This window comes from Streptomyces clavifer (genome assembly GCF_036345975.1).
Taxonomy (GTDB): domain Bacteria; phylum Actinomycetota; class Actinomycetes; order Streptomycetales; family Streptomycetaceae; genus Streptomyces; species Streptomyces clavifer.
In genome coordinates, this window is the sequence record NZ_CP107793.1 from 5,924,713 (window position 1) to 5,946,707 (window position 21,995).

The 21,995-nt window shown below is 72.7% G+C and carries 17 protein-coding genes; 3 read left to right on the forward strand and 14 right to left on the reverse strand.

Translation table 11 applies throughout. From position 1 onward, the window contains the following. Position 1: 1 nt before the first annotated feature. Genes OG927_RS25790 through OG927_RS25800 form a run of 3 tightly spaced genes read right to left on the reverse strand, consistent with a single transcriptional unit; the run spans position 2 to position 3,328 of the window. Positions 2-1,189, reverse strand: coding sequence for a radical SAM protein (locus OG927_RS25790; protein WP_330320854.1), 1,188 nt, complete (start codon positions 1,187-1,189; stop codon positions 2-4). Continuing rightward, positions 1,186-2,151 (reverse strand): DUF6895 family protein, encoded by a 966-nt coding sequence (locus OG927_RS25795; RefSeq protein ID WP_330320855.1) that lies wholly within the window; start codon positions 2,149-2,151, stop codon positions 1,186-1,188. Before OG927_RS25795 ends, OG927_RS25790 begins: the two co-directional genes overlap by 4 nt. Then, on the reverse strand, positions 2,126-3,328 hold the full coding sequence (locus tag OG927_RS25800; RefSeq protein WP_330320856.1) for a glycosyltransferase: 1,203 nt from the start codon (positions 3,326-3,328) through the stop codon (positions 2,126-2,128). The genes OG927_RS25795 and OG927_RS25800 overlap by 26 nt, the downstream gene beginning before the upstream one ends. 731 nt (positions 3,329-4,059) lie before the next feature. Between OG927_RS25800 and OG927_RS25805 the strand changes: the two genes are divergently transcribed. Further along, positions 4,060-4,521, forward strand: a complete 462-nt coding sequence (locus OG927_RS25805; protein WP_079099497.1) for a GNAT family N-acetyltransferase — start codon at positions 4,060-4,062, stop codon at positions 4,519-4,521. A 594-nt stretch (positions 4,522-5,115) separates the two neighbouring features. Here OG927_RS25805 and OG927_RS25810 read toward each other — a convergent pair. The 10 genes from OG927_RS25810 to epsC form a co-directional block, all read right to left on the reverse strand. Further along, positions 5,116-5,709: a flavin reductase family protein gene (locus OG927_RS25810; protein ID WP_330320857.1), complete on the reverse strand. Its 594-nt coding sequence runs from the start codon at positions 5,707-5,709 to the stop codon at positions 5,116-5,118. After that, positions 5,706-7,190, reverse strand: a complete 1,485-nt coding sequence (locus OG927_RS25815) for a dihydroorotase (protein WP_330320858.1) — start codon at positions 7,188-7,190, stop codon at positions 5,706-5,708. Before OG927_RS25815 ends, OG927_RS25810 begins: the two co-directional genes overlap by 4 nt. Then, the gene (locus OG927_RS25820) at positions 7,187-8,464 is read right to left on the reverse strand and encodes an acyl-CoA dehydrogenase family protein (RefSeq protein WP_056789690.1); all 1,278 of its coding nucleotides are present in this window, start codon (positions 8,462-8,464) and stop codon (positions 7,187-7,189) included. Before OG927_RS25820 ends, OG927_RS25815 begins: the two co-directional genes overlap by 4 nt. Further along, complete coding sequence (locus OG927_RS25825) at positions 8,443-9,546, reverse strand: PrpF domain-containing protein (RefSeq protein ID WP_056789693.1); 1,104 nt, start codon at positions 9,544-9,546, stop codon at positions 8,443-8,445. Before OG927_RS25825 ends, OG927_RS25820 begins: the two co-directional genes overlap by 22 nt. Continuing rightward, on the reverse strand, positions 9,546-11,402 hold the full coding sequence (gene asnB, locus OG927_RS25830) for an asparagine synthase (glutamine-hydrolyzing) (RefSeq protein WP_056789696.1): 1,857 nt from the start codon (positions 11,400-11,402) through the stop codon (positions 9,546-9,548). The genes OG927_RS25825 and asnB overlap by 1 nt, the downstream gene beginning before the upstream one ends. Positions 11,403-11,410: 8 nt before the next feature. Continuing rightward, positions 11,411-12,235 (reverse strand): cupin domain-containing protein, encoded by an 825-nt coding sequence (locus OG927_RS25835; RefSeq protein WP_241191724.1) that lies wholly within the window; start codon positions 12,233-12,235, stop codon positions 11,411-11,413. A 311-nt stretch (positions 12,236-12,546) separates the two neighbouring features. After that, complete coding sequence (locus tag OG927_RS25840) at positions 12,547-13,533, reverse strand: DMT family transporter (RefSeq protein WP_330320859.1); 987 nt, start codon at positions 13,531-13,533, stop codon at positions 12,547-12,549. A 48-nt stretch (positions 13,534-13,581) separates the two neighbouring features. Beyond that, entirely contained in the window at positions 13,582-14,151 is a 570-nt protein-coding gene (locus OG927_RS25845; RefSeq protein ID WP_241191722.1) for a cupin domain-containing protein, read from the reverse strand. Between the two features lie 2 nt (positions 14,152-14,153). Next, complete coding sequence (locus OG927_RS25850; protein WP_056789706.1) at positions 14,154-15,137, reverse strand: PLP-dependent cysteine synthase family protein; 984 nt, start codon at positions 15,135-15,137, stop codon at positions 14,154-14,156. Positions 15,138-15,195: 58 nt separating this feature from the next. Further along, positions 15,196-15,783, reverse strand: coding sequence for a serine O-acetyltransferase EpsC (gene epsC / locus OG927_RS25855; protein WP_124281631.1), 588 nt, complete (start codon positions 15,781-15,783; stop codon positions 15,196-15,198). Between the two features lie 477 nt (positions 15,784-16,260). On the opposite strand from epsC, the gene OG927_RS25860 reads away from it, so the two are divergent. Next, positions 16,261-16,500 carry a tautomerase family protein gene (locus tag OG927_RS25860; protein WP_056789709.1) on the forward strand — a complete coding sequence of 80 codons (240 nt, stop codon included), beginning with the start codon at positions 16,261-16,263 and terminating at the stop codon, positions 16,498-16,500. Next, positions 16,497-17,468 (forward strand): hypothetical protein, encoded by a 972-nt coding sequence (locus OG927_RS25865; RefSeq protein ID WP_330320860.1) that lies wholly within the window; start codon positions 16,497-16,499, stop codon positions 17,466-17,468. Before OG927_RS25860 ends, OG927_RS25865 begins: the two co-directional genes overlap by 4 nt. 1,135 nt (positions 17,469-18,603) lie before the next feature. Here the strand turns inward: OG927_RS25865 and OG927_RS25870 are convergent. Further along, positions 18,604-21,663, reverse strand: a complete 3,060-nt coding sequence (locus tag OG927_RS25870; RefSeq protein ID WP_056789715.1) for an AfsR/SARP family transcriptional regulator — start codon at positions 21,661-21,663, stop codon at positions 18,604-18,606. Between the last annotated feature and the right edge of the window lie 332 nt (positions 21,664-21,995).

The following is a 21,995-nucleotide window of genomic DNA, read 5'->3' on the forward strand; positions in this document are numbered from 1 at the left end:
GCTACAGGCGCCCCGTCTCGTCCAGATGGTCGAGCAGTGCCGTGTCGACGCTGTCACGGAACTCCGCGAGGGACCGCGCGTCCTCGTCGTAGCGGTAGAGGTCCTCGCAGGCGATCCAGCGGTCGTCGGCCTTCGCGCCGGACACGTATCCGTCGGCGACCGTGCCGACCTCCCAGTCGGACTTGCCGGCGGTCTCCCAGCAGCTGGACAGGGTGCCGTCCGCGCTCACCACCGCGCCGTAGCGTCCGCCGGTGTGACCGCAGGTGGTGCAGGGCCGGTGGGAGCCCGGGCGGGTGACGGTGAAGCCGAGGTCGAGCGCCCGGCGCTGCCAGCGGATGAAGGCCGCCGAAAGCTCGCCGGTGTGCAGGTCGTTGGCGTATCCGATGCCGACGTCGCCGACCCGGGCGAAGTACAGGGTGCACCGGGCGGGGTCGAGCGCGTCCGAGAGGCGGCCGATCAGGTCGTCGATCCCGCGGATGTTCTCCTGGGAGACGTTGACCCGCAGGGTCCACCGTATCGGCGCGGCCTCGGAGGCCCGGACGATGTTGCGGACGATCGTGTCGAAGGTCCCGCTGCCGTCCGCCCTGCCGATCCGGATCCGGTCGTGGTCGGAGCGGTCGCCGTCGAACGTGACCTGGACGGAGTCGAGGCCGAGGTCGGCGAGCTGCCCTGCCAGCCGCGGGGTGAGCAGCGTGGCGTTGGAGATCATCCAGGCCGACGACTGCCCGATGTCCGCGGCCCGCTCCAGCAGTTCCAGGCAGCCGCGCGGGTTGAGCAGCGGCTCTCCGCCGAAGAGGAGGATGCGCAGCTTCTCCAGACCGACGGCGGCCATCTGCCGTTCGGTGAACGCGAGGACCGAGGTGATCGTCTGCGAGGTGAGGCGGGTCTGGGCGATCCGGGGCGGGCGGCCGCCGCCCGCCGGGTCCTGGGCGGTGTTCTGGAAGCAGTATCCGCAGCCCAGGTTGCAGTGGGTGCTGGTGAGGACGGTCAGCGCGTAGGCGCGGGCCGGCCTGGTGGTGAACATGCCGCGCTCGCGCAGCCAGAGTTCCGTCTCGGGCAGCAGCGCACCGTCCGCGGTGACGTGCCGGCCGCCGAGGCGGACGATCCCGCCCGGGCCGAGGAACCACCAGTTCCGCTTGCCTCGCAGCAGGCGCTCGCCCCCGACACGGGTGGCTTGGTCCAGGCTCATCGCGTACCTCCTGCTGCTGCTGAGGCGCCCGCTGCCGGGAGCCACGTGGACCGGCCGCCGGTGACGATCAGCATCGCCAGCGCCGTACCGAGGGTCGCCTGGTAGGCACGACGGAAGAACGTCACGGGTGTCGCGTTCGCCGCGGCCTGTTCGGTGACGGACTTCCCGGGTATCGCACCGTCGGACGACAGTGCCCGTGCCAGCAGCCGGATGCCGGCCGCCCCCGAGGACGTGCTCAGCGGATCCACGCCGAGGCAGTGCTGCGCGAGCACGAGCTTCGCGACGAGGTCCCATGCGCCCTGTCGCACGCAGTGCTCCGTGAGCCGGTCCACCACGTGGACCGCCCGCTCCAGGTCGCCCCCGGTCAGGCCGGGGTCCCGGAGGCCGAAATCGCTGAGGTAGAAGACGGTGTGCGTGACCTCGCAGACGTCCGGCTCCGCGACCCGCCGTGCGGCGGCCCGGGCCAGGAGGCTGGACGTGTACAGCTCCGGGTACGACGCCAACCGGTGCCCGGCGCCCGCGAGATCGGCGTAGAACCTGGTCTCCAGGTGGAGGTACGGCGACTTCCTGCGAGGCGACAGGAAGCCGTCGGCCTCCAGCCGGGCCAGCGCGACGCGGTGCGCGTCGGTCGCTGTGCCGGCCGGTGCCAGTGCCGCGTACATCAGCTGGAACTGACGCGCGTACCTGGGGTCGCCGGTGAGGAGACGGGGGAAGTCCGAGCGCAGCCAGGTGTGTTCCACCACCGTGGCCGGCCCCACGAGGGAGGGGTCCGTGGGCGCGAGCCTGCTCCAGTAGCGGCAGAGCAGCGCGAGCTGCAGCAGCGCCTTCACGTGCGGGGTCGCCGGGAGCTCGGCGTGGGCGGCCGGGGAGCCGAGGTAGTCCGCGTGACGCCCCACCCACTGCCGGGTGTCCGCGGACAGACGTTCCGCGGTCTCGTCAAGGCCGGCTGATCGCGTACCCATGGTCCTCCTCCTTCTTCGGTGTGGCGGAGGCCTGGGCCGTCCGCTCGACGATGTCGGCCGCGCGGGCCGCGCTCTCCATCGCGGCCAGCCGGCCGCCGAGGACACGGGCACGGGCCCGCAGACCCTGGTCCTCCCACGCCGACTCCAGCAGCGCCGACGGCCTCGCGGCCGGGGTGTCCGGCATGCGCGCGGCCACGCCCGCCCGCAGGCAGGCACCCGCCAGAAGCGGCTGCTCGGCGCCGTTGGGCGAGACCGCGAGGGCCCGGCCACGCAACAGCGCCGCCAGGACCGGGGCGGAGGTGCAGTTGGTCAGCACCAGCCCCGCCATGTCGATGAACGGACCCATCCACGGCTTCCGCACGAGGAGGACGTCGGCGTCCGGTGCGGGCCGCGGGTCCGTGGACCGGCCCTGCTCGACCACGGCCTGGTACCGGCCGCCGGTGAAAGCGGCGTTGAGCCGGGGCCAGAGGCTGCCGCCCCCGAAGAAGCGGCCCAGGTGTACGTACACGACGGGTTTGCCGGTCCGGTCCAGCTGTTCCCGGACCGCCTCGACCTCGCCCGGGTCGGGCGTCGGTTCCCAGGCCAGCGGCCCCACGTGGCTCACGCGCTCCGGGAGTTCGGCGTCCGGGTACTCCAGTGCCGGGTCACCGCGGAGCAGGAGCGCGTCACCGAGCAGCGGGCCGGCCTCCCAGCGGGAGGCGCGCGCGGTCAGGCCGGCCTGCTCCCGCAGCTCGGTGTACAGCCGCAGCCCCTCGCTGGTCCGGCTCGCCCGGGTCCTGCCCAGCTGCGGCTCACCCTCACCACCGGACCGGTAGTCCCACAGGTGGACCGAGAGCCCGACCACCACCACGGGGATGTCCAGCACTTCGGCGGCGAGCAGGGCCCCGTTGCACAGGACGGAGGTGACCAGTAGATCGGCCCCCGCCTCCCGGGCGGCGCGCAAGGTCGCCTCGTACTGTGCCCGACCGGTCGTCCCCCACCGGGCGGCCGAGAAGGCCCGACGGCCGCCGTAGTCCTCGGCTGTCATGAAGGGCAGTCGGGCCCCGGCGACGACGGGCGCGGCGGTGGCCCGGCCCAGCACACCGACGTGGTGGCCGCGGCGCCGCAGTTCGTGCCCGGCCGCGATCACCGGGTAGAGGTAGCCGCCGTCGCTGAGCGGACAGAGCAGGATCTTCACGACGCCTCCCGGCCGGGGCGGCGGCGGTCAGGTGCCGTGCGGCCCGGACGTCCGGTGAGGAGGCCGGAGTGCTCGGGAAGTTCAGGAAGTCCGGGGAGTTCGCCCACGCGGTCCTGCCGGACCGGGCGGGGGTGCCGGCGCTGTGCCGGAGGACGGGCGACGGAAGTCATGCGGCGCTCTCTCATGGCATGGCCGACGGGGACGGGCTCCGGTGCGGTGGCTCCCGACGGGCGCGGCCCCAGTACGTGCGGCGGCCCTCGGCGGGTGCGCGAACAGGCGCGGGCTGCCCGGTTCCCGGCCCGGGGCCGAGAGCCGAGTAGCCCGCGCAGTGCTCAGGAGAGAGCGCTGCTGCCGTTGACGATGCAGCCTGCCTCGAGCTCCTCGTCCTCGCTGTGCGCGACGACCTCGGCCTCGATGTCGTCCTGCTGCTCCGGGTTCGTGTTCTCGGGCATGCTGTCCTCCTTGTTGAACGGCGTCCGCTGCGCCGGCTGAGACAGAACGTATGAGCCGCCGGTATGGGAACGCCTGGTCGCAGGTTCGGCGCCGGTATACGGCCCGCGGCAGCCGGTCCGGGCAGGGCCGGAACCGCCTGCCGCCTGCCCTCCGCGCACGGCGTCCGCCCTCGGCGCGCCCAGGCACCTGCGCCGATGAGGGCGCGGGTCGCCCTCGGCGCGCCCCGGGGACCGTCCGCCGAGCGGGATTGTCAGTGGCGGCTGCCAGACTCCGTAGGCATGAGCGGGCAGGTGTGTTTGAGAGATGTGGGTCCGGCGGACCTGGAGGTGTTCTTCGCGCAGGAACACGATCCGGAAGCCCTGCGGCGGTCGAGTTGGCGGCCCCGGGAGCACGAGGCGTTCATGAAGCACTGGACGACGAAGGTCCTGGGGGACCCCTCCGTCCGCGTCCAGGCCGTCACCGCCGACGGGGAGCTCGCGGGCAATCTGGTGGCCTGGTGGCAAGGGGACCGGCGCTTCCTCGGGTACTGGCTCGGCCGGGAGTTCTGGGGCCGGGGCGTCGGCACCCGGGCGCTGACGCTCTTCCTGGAGCAGGAGACGGCCCGGCCGCTGCACGCCGACCCCTTCGGGGAGAACACCGGCTCGGTACGGCTGCTGGAGAAGCACGGATTCCGGCGCACCGGGACGGTCCTGCACGGCGAGGCGGAGCACATCATGCTGGTGCTCGGCGAGGAGGGCTGACGGCTCCCGGGTCGCGAGGGCGCGCCTCGGCGGCACGTGTGGAGGCGGCTTACGACGGGTGTATCTCCGAAAGTAGTGGCCGGTCCGCACCGGGCCGGTCCCACTCGGTCGCGCGTGCTCGGTCGGCGTGCTTTCCTCGGCGAGCACCGAGTTCTCGGACCCACGCCGTCTGACCAGCGGTCCTGCGCACGACGAAGGGGCCTGCCGGGTTCGCGGATTCCCGCGCGGAGCTTCCCCGTGCCGGCTCGGGATGCGCCCGACGTGTGCGTGTCGTTGCGGAAACGTTGGATCCACGCGCCCGTCACTGCGGCGAGGTGTCACGGTGGAGCGGCGCACCGGCGGCAACCACGTCCGGACACACCGCAGATGAGGCGCCGACTTCTTCGGGATGGGGCACCGTGCCGGCACCTCCGCGCCGGGCCGCCGCGTCGGGCATCCCGCACCGGACGGAACGAACAGGCCTTCGCCGCGCACGCGCAGCGGCGGCCCGGCCGGAGGTTCCCGGCCGGGCCGCCGCTCATTCTGCGTTGCGCGCACGTCCACGTCTGCGCCTCACAGCGCTCTCCCGAAGGTTTCTCCGGCTCTGCCACCCGGTCAGCGCGCCTCCACCGGCCTCGCGTGTGCGAAACCCCTGTGGTGCCAGACCAGGCCGCCCGCCGGGCGTCCCAGGCAGTCGGAGGCGGCCACCCGGCCCACCAGGATCGTGTGGTCCCCCGCCTCGATCACGTCGTGCCGTGCGCAGGTCAACCGGAGTGCGCTGTCCGCCAGTTGCGGTGCGTGGTGGGAGGTCGGGCCGGTGGCCAGCGGGACGTTCTCGAAGCGCTGGTCGGTGGGGCCCGCGAACTTCCGCGCCAGGACCTCGTTCTCCGGTCCGAGCAGATGGACGGTGAACGCGGTCGCGCCGGTCAGCACGTCGTGGGTGCGCGAGCCCCGGTCCAGGCAGACCAGGATCAGCGGCGGGTCCAGCGAGAGGGAGGACACCGCGCTCGCCGTCAGGCCCCGCGGGGTTCCCGTGTCGTCGTAGCAGGTCACGACGGTGACGGGGGCGGCCAGGGAGGCCATCGCCGCACGGAACTCGTCCGCCGGGATGTTGCAGGACATGACCGTGCCGGACTCCTCGGGGTCCAGGACGGAGGCTGCCGCCGTACGCGGCGCCGCGGACGCGGTCAGCAGGCTCGTGGCGCTCATCGGGATGCCCCTTCCAGTTCCAGTTCGAGGTCCCGCACTGTCGGCAGGGCCGGCGCGGAGTGATCCATGGCGGCCCGGTCCGGACCGGGCAGCCATCGGCCGCGCGGCGCCCCCACCGTTCCCCGTGTCAGGTCCCAGGCGACCTGGCCGCCCGTGACCACCGTGGTGAAGCGCCCGGTGAACATCCAGCCCTCGTACGCCGACCAGCCGCACAGCGACTCCACGTGCGACGCCGAGAGCTGCCAGCGCGCAGCCGGGTCGAGGAGCGCGATGTCCGCGTCGGCGCCGACCGTCAGCCGGCCCTTGCCCGCCAGCCCGAACAGTTCCGCGGGGCCCCGGCCCATCAGCCGCGCCAGATGGGCGGCGGCCGTGTCGGCGTCGATTCCGCGGGCGAGCATGCCCGTCCACACGGAGACGGCGAGCTCCTGGACGCCCGGCAGACCGGGCGGGGCCTCGGCCGGCGGGCGGTTCTTCTCCTCGACCGTGTGCGGGGCGTGGTCGCTGCCGACGGTCGTGGCCTCCCCGCTGAGCACCGCCTGCCAGAGCCGTTCCCGGTCGCGTGGGGCGCGGATCGCCGGGGAGAGCCGGGTGCGCGGGCCGCGCCTGGCCGTGTCGTGGTCGGTGAACGACAGGTGGTGCCCGGTGACCTCGAAGCTGATCGGCAGCCCCTCGGCCGCCGCCGCGGCCAGCAGATCGGTCTCCTCCGCCGACGACACGTGCAGCACGTGCACCTTGGTGCCGTGGGTCCGGGCCAGATGGACGACCTTGGCGACGGCGACGATCGCTCCGGAGCGCGGGCGGTGCGGCTCGTAGGCGTCGTACGAGTGGGGATCCCCGCCGCGGGAGTCCAGCAGGTCGAAGACGTGCTGGTCCTCGGCGTGCAGGACCAGGCGTACGTTGCCCCGCGCGGCGGCCGCGAAGGCCGCCTCCAGCTGGTGCGCCTCGCGGAAGACCACGGGCGCGGTGTGGTGCCCGGCCATGAACGCCTTCGCCGAGGTTGCCACCGCCGGGTCCAGGTCGGCGAGGACCTCCGGGTGGTCGGGGTCGGCCCCCATGTGGAAGCGGTGGTCGACGTAGGAGCGGCCGGCGATCAGGGCGGCCTTGGCCCGCAGGGTGGCCGTGTCGAGGGACGGCGGACGAGTGTTGGGCATGTCCATGACTGTGGTGACGCCGCCCGCGAGGGCGGCCCGGCTCCCGGTCTCCCAGGTCTCCTTGTGCTCGAGACCGGGAGTGCGGAAGTGCACGTGCGAGTCGATGAGCCCCGGCAGGACGTACCGGCCGCGGGCGTCCAGGCGCGGACCGGAGGGGAGCGGGTCGCCGGGGGCGAGGAGGGCGGCGACGCGGCCGTCGCGGATGACGACCGTACCGTCGCGCACTCCCTCGGGGGTGACGAGGCGGCCGCCTTCCACCACCAGGTCGGCCTCGGCCGTGTGCGGGAGACCGGAGGACGGGGATATGAGGGACGAGAGGTCGGAGTTCATCGATTCCACGGCAGACTCACCAATTCCTTGCAGAGGTCGTTGGTCGGTCCCATCAGGGCGACGGCACGGGCGTCGCGCCCGAACCGGTTGATCGGGTGCGTCTCGACGTATCCCGCCGAGCCGAGGAACTGGGCCACGTCCGCCACCACCCGCTCGGCCGCCGCGGAGGCGGCCAGCTTGGAGTGCAGGGTGGTCAGTCCCGGATCGGCCGCGGTGCGGCGGCCGGCGCGTTCCACCACCGCGCGGGCGGACTCGACCTGGGTGGCCAGGTCGACGAGGCGGTGGCGTACCGCCTGGTGGGCGTAGAGCCCCCGGCGTGCGGCGTGTGCGTGCGCGGCGTCGAGAGCCGCCTGGGCGACCCCGACGGCGACCGCGCCGAGCGTGGCCCCACTGTCCCGGACCCGGGCGATGATGGACGCGGCGACACCCGTGGCGCCGAGCCGCGCGGAGTCGGGGACACGGCATTCCCGCACCGACACGAAGCCCGTGGCGGACCCGCGCATACCGGTCAGCCGGAGCGACGTGTCCGGCAGCAGACCGGGATGGTCGCCGGGGATCAGGAAGAAGGTCTGCCCGGCGGCCCCGTACCCGGTGTCCTGCGAGGAGGAGGCCGATGCGGGCGACCCGGCCCGCGGTTCCTGTGACTCCGGCGGTTCCTGCGACTGGGCCAGGACGAGGTAGACGTCCGCGAGTCCGGCGCTGGTGGTGAAGGACTTCGCCCCGTCGAGCAGCCAGCCCCCGTCGGGGGTGCGGTGGGCCACGGTCGACAGGTTCTTCTTGTCCGCGCCCGCCCCGCTCTCCGACCACGCGGAGGCGGCCAGCCACTGGCCGCCGGCCAGCTTGGGCAGCACCTCGCGGTGCTGGGCGGGGGTGCCGTTCTCGACGATCCGGCTGGTGACGGCGCAGTGCTGGAAGAGCATGATCGCGGCGGACGCGTTCACCGCGGCGACCTGCTCGACACAGGTGTTGAGGGCCACCGCGTCGGCTCCCGCACCCCCGTGGGACCTGGGGACGACGAGGGCCAGCAGCCCGCTGTCGCGCAGCACGGCGACGGCCTCGCGGTCCGGCTCCCCGCTGCGGTCGGCCGCCTCGGCACAGGCGGACAGCCGGCTCAGCACGTCGGACGAAGGGACGAGAGGGGCGGGAGGGACGGAGCGGACGCGGCTGGCACCGGGGGAGCCGGATGTCGTGTACGAACCGACGGCGTACGCATCGGGCAGTGTCCGCGGCGGAGTGCTCCCGCGCACGGCGGTCAGGCTGTCAGCGGAACCCATGAGGTCTCCTCGGATGCGTGGTCGGACGTGGCGAGTACGGAGGGGCGGGAGCCGGCGGCCGGCCCGGCCGCCGCGGAGGCGGACCGGAGGCGCGGCAGCAGCCCCCGGTACTCGACCTGCTTCTCGGCGACCGACACCCAGGCGAGCCTGCGCTCCCCGTCGTCGCCGAGCGTCGAGCGGGCGGCGACCCGCACGCACCCGCCGGGGGTGCGTACCGGAAGCAGCGCGTCGGGTTCCTGCGCCGCCCGGTCGGCCAGCGACCAGGGAACCGTGCCCTCGATGCCGGCGGCGGCACCCAGGCAGATCGCGCCGGTCAGTGCGACCGTGGGGTGCCAGGACGGCACGGACACGGCCCGGACGAACAGTCCGCCACCCTCCTGCGGCAGCAGGGCGGCGATCTTCGGGAAGGCCCCGAAGGTGTCCCAGCCCTGCGACTCGCAGACCGCCACCCGCAGCCGGGTCATGGCGGTGAACAGCCGCGGATCGTCGGCGAACAGTGCGTCGGGGCCGCTCACCCCGAGGTGGGAGGCGTCGACGAAGGCGTACGGGTTGCCCATCGACACCAGCGAGACGGGCACGGTCCGGCCCTCGAAGGGGACGTGGGTCACCGGCTCGCCCGTCATGAGCAGCTCGGGCAGCCGGAGGGGCGGCGAGCACAGGAAGTGGGCGGTGAACCGGGTGCCGCCGTCGGAGGTCTCCTCCGTCTCGCAGACCACGTTGTCGCCGTTGTTCAGCACGTTGACCCGGACCCGGCAGCCCGGCACCAGCGGCTGGATCATGCCGGTGCGGGCGGCCGCCTCCACGGCGGCCAGGATGGAGTGGCCGCAGGAGCCGCGCAGGTCGAAGCTGTCGTTGCTCTGCGGCAGGGACTGGACGAACCGGTAGTCGAGGTCGAAGAGCGGGTGCCGGGACGGCCGGACGATGGCGTTCTTCAGGACGTCGCCGGCCCCCTGCACGGACAGGTCGGCCCGCAGGTCGGCCAGTGCGCGCAGGAGCTCGGGCTCGGACTCGGGGAAGGTGCGGCCGTCGAGGACGACGGTGGGGCACGGGGCGCCGTGCGCCCTGGCGAGTGAGACGCTCATCAGAGGGCCACCGCCAGCTCCGGAGTGCGCACCGAGGCCGCGCCGGACGAGCCGAAGAACTCGGTGCGCCACATCTGGTGCGACATCAGTGCCCACAGGGCCAGCGACGCCTGGTCGGACGGCTGGGCCGCCTGCTCGGCGAACAGGGCGTCCACCGCCTCGTACCGCATCCGTCCGTCGGCACGCAGCGTCTGCGGCGACAGGATGTCGCGGGCCATCGCCCACATCCGCTGGCCCGGAGCCAGCATCGCCGTGATCGGGAGGGTGAACGGCTGCTTGGGGCGGTTCAGGACACTGTCCGGCAGCAGCCCGTCGGCGGCCCGGTACAGGGCGCGCTTGACGCCCGTGCCGGGGATGGTGCGGTGCCGGTCGGGCAGCGTCGCCGCGTACCGCACGACGGCGGGCTGGCAGAACGGCAGCCTGGCCTCCACCGAGCTGGCCATCGACAGGTGGTCGACCCGGCGCAGGTGGTAGGCGGGCAGCCGGTAGCGCTGCTCGATGCGGCAGATCCGCTGGAGGCGGCTGCCCGTGCCGTGCGTGAGGATCTCGGTGAGGCCCGGCGGCATGGCGGCAGCGCCGTGGGCGTGGACGGAGGCGGCGTAGTCGCCGGTGTAGAGGTGGTCCCGCAGGGACCGCGGCACGGCGGCCAGGTGGTCGAGGTAGGCGCCGGCCCAGTCGGCGCCCTCGGGGGCGGCGAGGGCCTGCGTCATACGGGCGTACCCGCCGAAGAGCTCGTCGGCCGCGTCACCGGTGAGGGCGACCTTGAAACCGGCGTCGCGGACCGCCCGGAAGAGCGAGAAGGTGCTGAGGGTGATCGGATCGGCGTTGGGCTGACCGAGGTGCCGTACGACGTCGCCCATCAGGTCGGGGAAGGTGGCCGGGTCGATCTCCACCTGGTGGTGGACGGTACCGGTGTGCCGGGAGACCTCGTCCGCGAAGACCCGCTCGTCACCGGGCCAGTTGCCCGTGTAGGCGATGTTGAAGGTGTGCAGCGCTCCGGACGCGCCGCGGTCCCGGAGGGCCTGGGCGGCGAGCGCCGTGACCAGGCTGGAGTCGAGACCGCCGGAGGTGATGGCGGCGACCGGGGCGTCGGCGATGAGCAGCCGGGACACCTCGCGGGAGAGGATGTCGCGCAGTTCCTTGCCGGCCTGGGCGAGGCTGCGGTCCTCGGGGACCGGCGGCGCGGACTCGTACCCCATCCGCCGGGTGGTGAGGTGCAGACCCTCCTCGCGGGTGACGACCGCGGTGGCGGCCGGCGGCAGCACGTCGATGCCCTGGAACATGGTGCGCTGGCCGAAGGGCGTCTTGGCCGACAGGTAGGTGTGCAGGCCGAGTTCGTCCTCGTAGGGGCGTACGTCGGTGAAGCCGAGCAGGGCCGGCAGCTCCGAGGCGAAGTGGAAGCGGCCGCTGCGCTCCTCCCAGTGGTAGTACAGGGGCTTCATGCCGGACGCGTCGGTGGCGACCACCAGGCGCGGGGCGCCCCGCAGGTCCATGACGGCGACGGAGAACATCCCGTCGAGCTGCTCGGCGAACCGGTCGCCGTACGTCAGGTACAGCGCGGGCAGGATCGAGCCGTCGCAGCGGTCCTCGAAGTGGAAGCCCTGCCGGATGAGCTCGGTGCGCAGCCGGTCGTGGTTGTACAGCTCACCGTTGAAGACGACGGTGATGTCGCCGAGGCGGTACGGCTGGGCGCCGCCCTCGGGGTCCATGATCGACAGCCGGTTGTTGCCCAGGGCCCAGCCGGAGTGCTGGGCGAAGGACTGTGCGTCGGGCCCGCCGTGGTGCTGGCGGGCGGCGACGTCGCGCATTTCCTGGGCGGTGGTACGGGCGTTGAAGGATCCGTGTATACGGCACATGGCTCAGATCACCTGACGTCGGAGGAGAGACCGGCGGCGGAGTAGAGCGCCGGGTCGTACGGGCTGGGACCGCCGCAGGTCACGAAGCGCCGGGCCTCGGGACCGGTGTGCGGGTTGCGTGCGCCGTGCAGGACACCGGGGGCGGCGTACAGGACGTCCCCGGCGGCGACATCGATCCAGCGGTCGCGCAGATACATCTGGCCGATGCCCTCGAAGGCGAAGAACGCCTCGTCGCTGTCGGGGTGCAGGTGGACGTTGAAGGTCTGGCCCGGCTGCTGGATGCCGCAGTGCAGGCAGAGCTGGCTGCTGCCGTTGCCGGGCCAGAAGACGAAGTTCATGGTGGCGCGGTCGGTGTCGGGGGCGATCTGACCGGTACCGCCGAAGCCGCGCAGCTGGGTGGTCTCGTCCCAGAGGCTGGAGAAGGGCTCGGGGTCCGTGCCGGGGTGGCGTCCGGAGGCGAGGGGGGTGCGCCAGATGTAGACGGTGAGGCCCTCCGCGTCCGCGGTGAGCGCCAGTGCCTGCCCGGTGGGCGCGTACACCGCGTCGGCCCGGCCGACCCGGCGGGTGCGCGAGCCGACCGCCGCGGTGCCCCGGCCGGCAAAGACGACGGCGGTGTTCTCCTCCTCGGCGCTCGCCTCGGGGCTGAAGGACTCGCCCGCCGCGACGCGCACGACGTGCAGGGTGACGTGTGTGGCGCCCGCGGCGGGGCTCACCGGGGTGGCGAGTGTGGTCCGCCGGCCGGGCAGGGGAGCGAAGTCGAAGTCGTCGGCGGCGATGATGCGGGCGTCCCCGAGCGGGGTCGCGGTGAGGGTTCCCGAGGTGGAAGTGCGCATGATGCGGTGGGCTCCTTGGAGGTGGGGGAGGGGACCGAGCGGGTGGTGGTGCTTCCCTTCGTCCTGTGACTCCAGGTTCGCGCCGGCCGATCCCACTGCCCTCCCGCTCCGCTACCGGTGCGGGGGACATGACCGGGAAGCATCCCGGATCGCCGGACCCATGGGCGGGAATCCCAAGTCCCGTACAGGAAAAGCGAGTTGATGGCATGGAAGCGCACCGAGCCGGGGCCGGCGCAGGCACCCGCAAAGGGTGTCCGCGCCGGCCCCGGCTCGGTGTGGTGCGCTGTGCGGCCCCTGATGCGGGCAGCTGCTTACGGGCAGGCCTTCTCCGGTACACGGGCGGGAGCGGCGGGCGCGGCGGGCGCGGCCGGCACCGGCGGCACCGCGGGCACCGGCGGCGCGGGCTCCCTGCGCTTGGACAGGGCGGAGATGCGGCCCTCCGCCAGTGCGAGCGCGGCGATGACGACGATGCCGCCCACCGGCACGTTCCAGGTCAGCGGCTCCCCGAGGGCCAGCACACCGACAGCCACGGAGAACACCGGCACGAGGTAGTTCACGCCGGACGCCGTCGTCGGGCCGGCGTCCGCGATCAGCCGGTTGAGCAGGGCGAACGCGATGCCGGTGGAGGCGGCGCCGAGCACCAGCAGTGCGAGCAGCGGCTTGGCGGTGAGGTCACCGTGCAGCGTCCAGCCGGTCATGAAGGTGGTGACGACCACGGTGATGACGGCGGCGGAGCCGAGCTGGGCGGCGGTCACGGAGAGGGCCGGCAGCTTGTGGGGACCGATGAAGCGGCGTACGTACACGAAGCTGACGGCATAGCTGGCCGCGGCGCCGACACAGGCGAGCTGACCGCCGAGCGTGCCGAACCCGTCGGTGTTCCACGGCCCGACGACCACGATCAGCCCGAGGAACCCGCCGAACAGACCGACGACCTTGCGGCTCGTCGGCTTCTCCTCGGAGAGCGCCAGGGCGGCGACACCCATCGTGATGAGGGGAGTCGCGCCCTGGATGACTCCGGCGGTGGTCGCGGTCGTGTGCTGCTCGCCGATGGCGAAGAGGGTGAAGGGGATGACGTTGCCGAAGACGGAGGCGACGGCGATGTGCCCCCAGATCTTTCGGGAGGGCAGGGACAGCCGCTTCAGGGCCAGGATGGCGAAGACGACCAGGGCGCCGACGATCAGGCGGCCCGAGGCGAGCTGGAGGGGTGCGAAGGCCTCGAGCGACATCTTGATGAAGGCGAAGCTGCAGCCCCACAGGGCTGCCAGCAGGCCGAAGCGGCCCCAGTTGGTGAGGTTCATGACGTGTTCTCCTGAGAGTGAGGCGGGGAGGTGAGCGGTGTCGGGTCGTCAGTGGTGGGTGTGCGGGGTCTGGTGCGGCTGATGTGCGTGCCCGTCCCCGTGGGGGTGCGGGTGGTCGTGCCCTGCCCCGTGCACATGCGGGTGGTCGTGGTCCGTGTCGGGAGCCTCGACCTCCCACTGGTCGTACTTCTCCATCAGGGCGACCATCTCCTCGCGGGACGGGCGGTTGCCGTCGGCGAGGAGATCGGCCAGGCCCTGGAAGTAGCCCTCGCGGTGTTCCGCCGGAGTGAAGATGATCAGCATCTCGACGAGCGAGTCGCTCTCGTTCCGGAAGCCGTGCACGGCGTTCTCCGGTACGTGCAGGAAGTCCCCGGCCCTGGCGGTGCGCCAGCCGGTGCCGTCGTGCAGGCGCACTTCGCCCGTCAGTACGTAGAAGGACTCGGATATGCGCGAGTGGTAGTGCGGGTCGGCGCCACCGGCACCCGGCAGCATCGAGTGGTGGAACAGACCGAAGCGTCCGCCGGTGGTTTCCGCCAAGGCGATGAAGCGGGTCGTCGTCGCCACACCGATCTCCGCCTTCACGGCGTCGGCGTACGCCCGGAACATGGCGTGGCTCATGCTCAGGCCTCCCACATGCTGAGGTAGCGCTCACCGGTGTCGGGCAGGAGCGTCACCACGACACCGCCGGTGAACTCGGGCCTGCGCGCCACCCGCTCGGCGGCGTGCGCCGCCGCGCCGGATGAGACACCGGTGAACAGGCCCTGACTGCGGGCGAGCCTGCGCGCGGTGTCGAGCGCGTCCTCGTCCGAGACGGTGAGCACCTCGTCGATCAGCGCGACGTCCGTGGTGTCGGCGACGAATCCGCCGTTGAGGCCCGGGATGCGGTGCTGGCCCGCGTACCCCTGCGAGAGCAGCGGCGACTTCTCCGGCTCGACGGCTATCACCCGCACGTCCGGGTCCTGCTCCTTGAGGTGGCGGGCGACACCGGTGAGGGTGCCGCCGGTGCCGACCGTGCACACGAAGGCGGAGATGCGCCGGCCGGTGGCGGCGACGGCCGAGTGGATCTCGGGGCCCGTGGTCTCGTAGTGGGCCCGGACGTTGTCCTGGTTCTCGTGCTGGCACGGGAACCAGGAACCGGCCGTGGCGGCGTGCAGCCGCTCCGCCTCGGCGATCGCCCCCGGGTAGCCCAGCGCGCTCGGCGTCTGGACGATCTCCGCTCCGAAGGCGCGCAGCAGCTTGACCCGTTCCACGGTGGCGTTGTCCGGGAGCACGATCACACAGCGGTAGCCGCGGGAGGCGGCGAAGGCGGCCAGCGATATGCCGGTGTTGCCGGAGGTGGCCTCGATGACCGTGCCGCCCGGCCGAAGGTCGCCGCGGTCCTCGGCGGCGCGCAGCATGTAGAGCGCTGCCCGGTCCTTGCTGGAGGACATCGGATTGGCGGACTCCAGCTTGGCCAGCACGCGAGCACCCGGAGCCACGTCGCGCAGGCGCAGCTCCAGCAGCGGGGTGGAGCCCACGAGGTCCTCGATGCGGGAGGCGACGGCGGGGCGGACGGGGGCGATGTGGGCCAGGGGGGCCTGTGCGGTGGTCGTCACGGTTCTCATCTCTCGCAATCGGGGGATTCGGATTCGGTGAGCAGGGGGAGTACGGGGGGCCTCGGACTCACCAGGAGCCCGAAGAGGCGATGACGGTGAAGACGTCCTCCATCAACTCCGGCCGGCGGCCCGGCTCCTTGATGACGGCGGTGGGCGCGAGCACGCGGGCACCACCGGGGACGTCCTTGTTGACGAGGGCCTGGGCGCCGATGACCGCGCGGTCGCCCACGGTCACCGGTCCGAGGACGGTGGAGTTGGCACCGAGGATGACTCCACTGCCGACGACGGGGTGGCGGCGGTCGCCCTCGGGCCGCTTGTTGTCGCTCCACCAGCCGACCGCACCCAGGGTGACCTGGTGGTACATCGTCACGTCGTCGCCGACGACGGCGGTCTCGCCGATCACCACCCCGGCGCCGTGGTCGATGAAGACCCGGCGCCCCAGCACCGCACCCGGGTGGATCTCGACGGCCGTCACCCGGCGCGCCCACCGGGCGAGCAGCCGGGCCGGGATCCGCAGACCGCGGCCGTGCAGGCGGTGGGCCACCCGGTGCGCCCACAGCGCGGTGAGCGCCGGGTGGAGCACCGCCTCCTTCGCACCCCGTACGGACGGGTCACGTGCGACGACGACGTGCAGGTCCTCGCGGAGGGCGGACAGGAGACGGGGGGTGGCGGAGGCAGGAGTGGCGGCGGGGGCGCCCGCCGTCGCGGCGCTGCCCGTTGGGGCGGTGCCGGCGGTGGGGGCGGTGCCGGCGGTGGGGGCGGTGCCGGACGTGGGGGCGGTGCCGGACGTGTGGCCGGGGGCCGGATTCGGCTCCGGATTCGACTCCGGTTTGGGCTCCGGTTTCGTCGGACTGAGCAGGCTCATCGTGGCTCCAGTGGCGGGGTGGGCCTCTTGACTGGACCAGAGCCTGCCGGGCCGCCTTCCCGGTGGAGTCCCGGCCCGTTCCCGCCCGGTGAGACCCCGGGCGGCATCGAGGGAAGCGGGCGGGAACGGGCCGGGAAACAGACGGGAACGGGCACCCCCAGACTCGCTGGAGCAGCCCCGCCGCACACCGGTTCTCCGGTGCGTCGGCCTGCGCTGCACCCGCTGCACCACACATCGGATCGACCGACCTGAACAGAGGAGCTCCCCGTGCCCGTGATTTCCGTGGACTGGTGGAAAGGGAACGACCGTGCACAACGCCAGGAGCTGGTCAGCGAGCTGACCGCCTGCGTGTCCCGCATAGCGGGGTGTCCCGAGGAGGCCGTCACCGTCATCGTGCGGGACGTGGATCCCGATCACTGGGGGAAGGGCGGCGTGCTCGCCGACGAGATCCTGTCCGGTGCCGCCCCCGCCGCGCCCTCTCCGCAGGACACCGGGGGACAGCCATGACGGCACCCGCCGCACCCGGTCACTCCGATCCGCGGCACCTCCTCCTCGTCTCAGCGCCGCCCCGGCTCGTGGCCGAGGCGACGGAGGCCGGCTTCCACGTCACCCTCACCGACACGACCGTCTTCCCGGACGACGACGCGCTCCGCGAGCACCTCGTGCGGACCGCCAGGAACCATCGGGTGAGCGGGCTGATCGCCTGCGGTGAGGCGAGCACCCTGCCCGCCGTACTGGAGACGGCCGAACAGCTCGGGCTCTCCCCGAACCCGGCCGCCGCGGCACGGCTGCTCGCCGACCCCTCACAGATCCGGGGGCTGCTGACGCGCAGTGGCCCCCAGTGGGAGGCGGTCGCGCTGCCCACCGCGACGAGGGACGCGCCGCCGTACGACATCGAGTACGGCGTGGAGACGCTGACGGCGGAAGGCATGCACAGGGTCACCGGCATCGTCGAACTCCGCTTCACGGGACCGGGCCCGGCTTCGGCCGGGCCCGGTCCCGGGCCGGGGGCTCTCGACGCGGCGCGGCGGGGCGCCCCGCTCCACACCTTCCCCGCGCCGCTCTCACGACAGGAAGAGGCGGAGATCCGTGCTCTGGCCACCGGCCTGCTCGACCTCGCCGGGTACGAATTCGGGTACGCGTACACCCGCATCGCGCACACCGAACAGGGCCCCCGCATCATCAACTCCCTCACACGGCAGGCCAAGTGGCCCACCTCCCGGCTCATCGAGCTGACCACAGGACTGGTGCCGGAGCGCGAGCTGGTGCGTGCGCTGTCGGGGAAGCCCCTGGAGGCACCGGTGCTGGTCGGATGCGCCGCGGCCGTCCCGCTGCCCGATCCGCATGACGTCCCCGACAGCATCACGGCACTCCCGGGCGTACGGGAGGTGCGGGACGAGCACGCTCTGCTCACCGCCCTCACGCCGGCAGAGCTCGCCGTCCGGACGGCTGCCGTCCTCGACTGTCTGGCCTGACGCCGTGTCTTCCCACCCCGTGCAGGGCCCGCCGAGTGACACGGCGGGCCCTTCACGCATCTGTGGCCCCAATGGCCCCTCCTGACGCACTTCCCGCCTCCTGAGCGGCGCTTCCCCCTCCGTTCCCGTCGGGCCGACAAGGGCCGGTAGCGGATGCGGAACAGGCCGGGAGCGTGTCCCGCGAAAGTCGTTCCTGTCAGAAGGAAAGCCCAGGCAGGACCACTCCAGAAGGCGGGAATCACATGCGGAACACGGTGTTCACGATCGCGGGAATCGTTACGACGGCCGTTCTCACACTGGGGGCCGGCAACGCCGCCGCCGCGGCGGCCACGACGGACGGAACCGCGCGTGTCCTCGTGGCCGCCGCTCACCTCTTGACTGACGGGGGCGAGGGCCCGAACGTTGCGCCGACGTCGGGTGAGGGTCCGAACGTCGTGTTCGCTTCGGGTGAGGGCCCGAACGTTGCGCCGACGTCGGGTGAGGGTCCGAACGTCGTGTTCGCTTCGGGTGAGGGCCCGAACGTTGCGCCGACGTCGGGTGAGGGTCCGAACATCGTTCCCGCTTCGGGTGAGGGCCCGAACGTTGCGCCGACGTCGGGTGAGGGTCCGAACATCGTTCCCGCTTCGGGTGAGGGCCCGAACGTTGCGCCGACGTCGGGTGAGGGTCCGAACATCGTTCCCGCTTCGGGTGAGGGCCCGAACGTTGCGCCGACGTCGGGTGAGGGTCCGAACATCGTTCCCGCTTCGGGTGAGGGCCCGAACTTCGCGCCCACCTCGGGTGAGGGTCCGAACATCGTTCCCGCCTCGGGTGAGGGCCCGAACGTTGCGCCGACGTCGGGCGAAGGCCCGAACTTCGCGCCCACCTCGGGCGAGGGCCCCAACGTCGTCCCCGTCTCCGGCGAGGGCCCCAACGAGGAGCCCACCTCCGGCGAGGGCCCCAACCTGGCTGCGGTCTGATCCCGGCCCCTGCGCCTCGGCGCAGACGCGTTCTTCACAGCCCTGTCATACGGATGCCCCGCTCCCCACCGAGGGAGCGGGGCATCCGCGTACCCGCGTACGCATGGTCGACAGCCGTACCGGATACCAGAACGCCTGAACACCCCGATGGGGGGCGGCTGTTCGGGGCCGGGCGCTCGTCAGTCCGTTCGCCCGGCCGCCGGTATTCCCATCGTGTCGTACGCCGCTTCAGCCGTCGCCAAGTGGGTCCGGGCCGCTTCGTGGTCACCGAGGCGTTCCATGGCGTGGGCCATGCCGGCCAGGGCGCGCGCCTCCTCGACGCGGTAGTCCACGCCGGAGGCCGCGCGGTGGGCCTGTTGGTGGAGCTCGAGGGCGAGGGTGAACCGGCCCCTGCGTGCGTGCAGCCGGCCGACGATGTTGCCGACGGCCGCCTCGCGCATCGGTGCGCCGCTCAGGTCGCCGAGCTGGAGCGCCGCCTCCGCCCATTCGGTGGCCTGGGTGCTCTCGCCGAGCCGGTCGGCGGTCTCGGCGGACAGGGCGAGCAGCAGGGACATGTCGGCGGGCGACATGACGTCCACCGCCAGCTTGCGGGCCCGGCGCAGCAGATCGGCGGCCTCGTCGACCGCGTCCAGGCCGAGCCGTGCGACCGCCAGATCGGTCAGGCCCTCGACTTCCTTGTCGACCGCCCCGATACTGCGGGACAGCGCGACGGCACGGTCGGCGGCCTCCACGGCCTCGGGGAAGCGACCCCACTCGGCGTACAGCTTGCTGAGGTTGGCGAGGGACTCGGCCTCCGCGCGTTCGGCGCCGAGCTCCCGTTTGATCGCGATGGAGTGTTCCAGCCGGGGAAGCGCTTCGCCGTACCGGCCCAGGGCGCCGAGCAGGAGGCCGAGGACACCCGTGTCCTTGGCCTCGCCACGGCGGTCGGCGAGGCTGACCGCCAGACCGAACGCCTCCTCCGCCATCTCGATGCCCTCCTCGAAGCGGCCCAGCTTCCAGCAGGCGACGGCCAGGTTGGACAGGCTGAGCCGCAGCAGCGCCGGATCGCCGAGTCTGCGGGAAGCGGTCACGGCCGTGCGGCACAGTTCCCGGAACTCCTCCAGGCGCCCGCGAAGGTCGAGTGGGAAGACAACGTTGGCGGCGAGCAGCCCGACATGGCTGTCCAGTTCCCAGCGGTACGCGAGGGAGACGGCCGCCAGCAGCGAGTCCTGCTCGCGCTCCAGCCAGTCCCTCGCCTGATCGGAGGTGTTCAGCGGGGGGAGCTCGGCGGTCGACCGGTGTTCGGGGCGGTGTATCCGGGCCCGCCCGGGGAAGAGGAGGTCGCAGGCCGCGTCGGTGGCCCCCAGCGCGAAGTCGAGGAGACGGCGCACGGCAAGGGCCGCCTCCTCGTTGCCCGCGTCCCCGTCCCCGTCGCCTGTCTCCGGCCCGGCCCGGCCACCGACGCGCGAGAGGTTCTGGGCGAAGCTGCGGACGAGGTCGTGGAAGGCGTACCGGCCGGTTTCGTGCTGTTGCAGCAGGTGCATGTCGAGGAGGTACTCCAGTACGTCCTCCGCGTCCCGTGCCCTCTTGTCGAGCAGGGCTCCGGCGGCGTACACCTCGATCTCCGCCCCCGGGTGCTGGCCGAGCAGCCGGAACGCCTCCCGGGTCTCGGCCGACAGGCCCTCGTACGAGAGCCGCAGGGTCACCTCGACGCTGCGCTCGCCCGAGTTGAGCTCGGCCAGCCGGTGGGCGTCGTCGCGGAGCCGGTCGACGAGGTAGCGGACGGTCCAGCGGGGGCGCTTGCGCAGCCGGGCCGCGGCGATGCGCAGGGCGAGTGGCAGATGGCCGCAGAGCTCGGCGAGCTGCGCGACGGCCTCGGGCTCGGCGCGGGCACGCGAGCTGCCGAGGACGCCCTCGACGAGGGCGACACTGTCGTGCGGGGGCATGACACCGAGGGAGACGGTGTGTGCGGCGTCCAGGTCCGCGAGCAGCGCGCGGCTGGTGACCAGGACGAGGGTCTGGGTCGGGGACGCCAGGAGGGGTCTGATCTGGGACTCGTCCACGGCGTTGTCGAGCAGCAGGATCATCCGCCGGGAGCTCATGGTGCGCCGCCACAGGGCGATGCGGCCCTCCGCGTCGTCGGGGATGCGTTCGCCGGGTGCGCCGAGCATGCGCAGCAGAGCCTCGGCGGCGGCCCCGGCGGTGAGCGGCTGCTCACTCGGGGTGAACCCGCGCAGATCGATGTGGAGCTGGGCGTCCGGATAGCGCTCGGTGAGCTGGTGGGCAGCCCGTACGGCGAGCGAGGTCTTGCCGCTGCCGCCCATGCCGTCGATGGCGACGATGAGCGGTCCGGTGCCGGGCGCCTCCTCGACGAACCCGAGCAGCTGGCTGACCTCCTCCTCACGGCCGGTGAAGTCGCCCAGGTCGTAGGGGAGCGTGGAGGGTGACCCCTCCGGGGTGAACGGAGCGGGGCCGGCGGCCTGGGCCGGAGCGGCGAGCTCGGGGCTGTTGCGCAGGATGGCGTGGTGCAGGTCGGTGAGGGCGTCGCCGGGACCGATACCGAGCTCGTCGACGAGGTACTCGCGTACCTTCGCGAACTCCTCCAGTGCCTCGGCCTGCCGCCCGGACCGGAACAGAGCGAGCATGAGCTGCCCGCGCAGGGTCTCGCGGAGCGGATTGGCCTCGATGAACTCCCGTAATTCGCCAATCAGTTCGCCGTTCTCGCCTGCGGCCAGCCGCAAGTCGAAGAGCTGCTCGACAGCGGTCAGCCGCCGCTCCTCCAGGGCTGCGGAGGCGGCGCAGAGCACGGAGCCGCCGCTGCCGGACAGGAGAGGGCCCCGCCACAGGTCGAGTGCCTCCCGCAGTGCGGTGGCGGCATACGCATTTTGTCCGGCGGCGGTCGCCTCCCTGGCTTGTTTCAACCCTTCGGTGAACCGGCTGAGGTCCACCTGCTCGGGGGTGGTCAGCGCCCGGTACCCCGGCCCCTCGGTGACGATCAGATTGCGTCCACCGGGGATGCGCTGCCGCAACTCGGCCACCGCCTTGCGCACTTGGTGGGCGGCGGTGGCGGGTGCGTTCTCGTCCCAGGCGGCTTCCACCAGTCGGTGGACGGGGAGCACGCGTTGGGGTTCCAAAAGCAGGGTGACCAGTACTTTTTCGTGTACGGGACCACCCACCCGGACCCGGTCCGGCCCGTCCCAACATTCGAACGAGCCCAGAATCCGGAAGCGGATCGCATGCACCCCTGTGTCCTCGCCCATGAAAACGTGTCCCTCCAGCGGCCCCTTAGCAGCTGCTGCTGCCACCCCCACGAACACCGACGTCACCAGTAGTGCCGGTCCGAATGCACAATCACATCAGGGCCCTCCGGTGGGCGGCAAGACGGCCCTCCGCGACATGGGCACGCATTCATGCCGGTTAACAAAACTGATAAGCCCGGTACGCATTCGCCGGTCTATGCGGAAGCCGACCACGAGGGGCGGCCACCGTGGACCCCGGGCCCGGCGGTGAGGGTTGCCGTCCGGCACCCGTGCGGAGCCGCCGTCCACCGGGGCCCCGGCGGAGTTCTCATGCACCGCGGGCGCCACCGTGC

Bases quoted from the DNA above. Each gene is read 5' to 3' on its own strand.
- OG927_RS25790 (WP_330320854.1), bottom strand. From the start codon at position 1,189: ATGAGCCTGGACCAAGCCACCCGTGTCGGGGGCGAGCGCCTGCTGCGA.
- OG927_RS25795 (WP_330320855.1), bottom strand. From the start codon at position 2,151: ATGGGTACGCGATCAGCCGGCCTTGACGAGACCGCGGAACGTCTGTCC.
- OG927_RS25805 (WP_079099497.1), top strand. From the start codon at position 4,060: ATGAGCGGGCAGGTGTGTTTGAGAGATGTGGGTCCGGCGGACCTGGAG.
- OG927_RS25810 (WP_330320857.1), bottom strand. From the start codon at position 5,709: ATGAGCGCCACGAGCCTGCTGACCGCGTCCGCGGCGCCGCGTACGGCG.
- OG927_RS25815 (WP_330320858.1), bottom strand. From the start codon at position 7,190: ATGAACTCCGACCTCTCGTCCCTCATATCCCCGTCCTCCGGTCTCCCG.
- OG927_RS25820 (WP_056789690.1), bottom strand. From the start codon at position 8,464: ATGGGTTCCGCTGACAGCCTGACCGCCGTGCGCGGGAGCACTCCGCCG.
- OG927_RS25825 (WP_056789693.1), bottom strand. From the start codon at position 9,546: ATGAGCGTCTCACTCGCCAGGGCGCACGGCGCCCCGTGCCCCACCGTC.
- asnB (WP_056789696.1), bottom strand. From the start codon at position 11,402: ATGTGCCGTATACACGGATCCTTCAACGCCCGTACCACCGCCCAGGAA.
- OG927_RS25835 (WP_241191724.1), bottom strand. From the start codon at position 12,235: ATGCGCACTTCCACCTCGGGAACCCTCACCGCGACCCCGCTCGGGGAC.
- OG927_RS25840 (WP_330320859.1), bottom strand. From the start codon at position 13,533: ATGAACCTCACCAACTGGGGCCGCTTCGGCCTGCTGGCAGCCCTGTGG.
- OG927_RS25845 (WP_241191722.1), bottom strand. From the start codon at position 14,151: ATGAGCCACGCCATGTTCCGGGCGTACGCCGACGCCGTGAAGGCGGAG.
- OG927_RS25850 (WP_056789706.1), bottom strand. From the start codon at position 15,137: ATGAGAACCGTGACGACCACCGCACAGGCCCCCCTGGCCCACATCGCC.
- OG927_RS25865 (WP_330320860.1), top strand. From the start codon at position 16,497: ATGACGGCACCCGCCGCACCCGGTCACTCCGATCCGCGGCACCTCCTC.
- OG927_RS25870 (WP_056789715.1), bottom strand. From the start codon at position 21,663: ATGGGCGAGGACACAGGGGTGCATGCGATCCGCTTCCGGATTCTGGGC.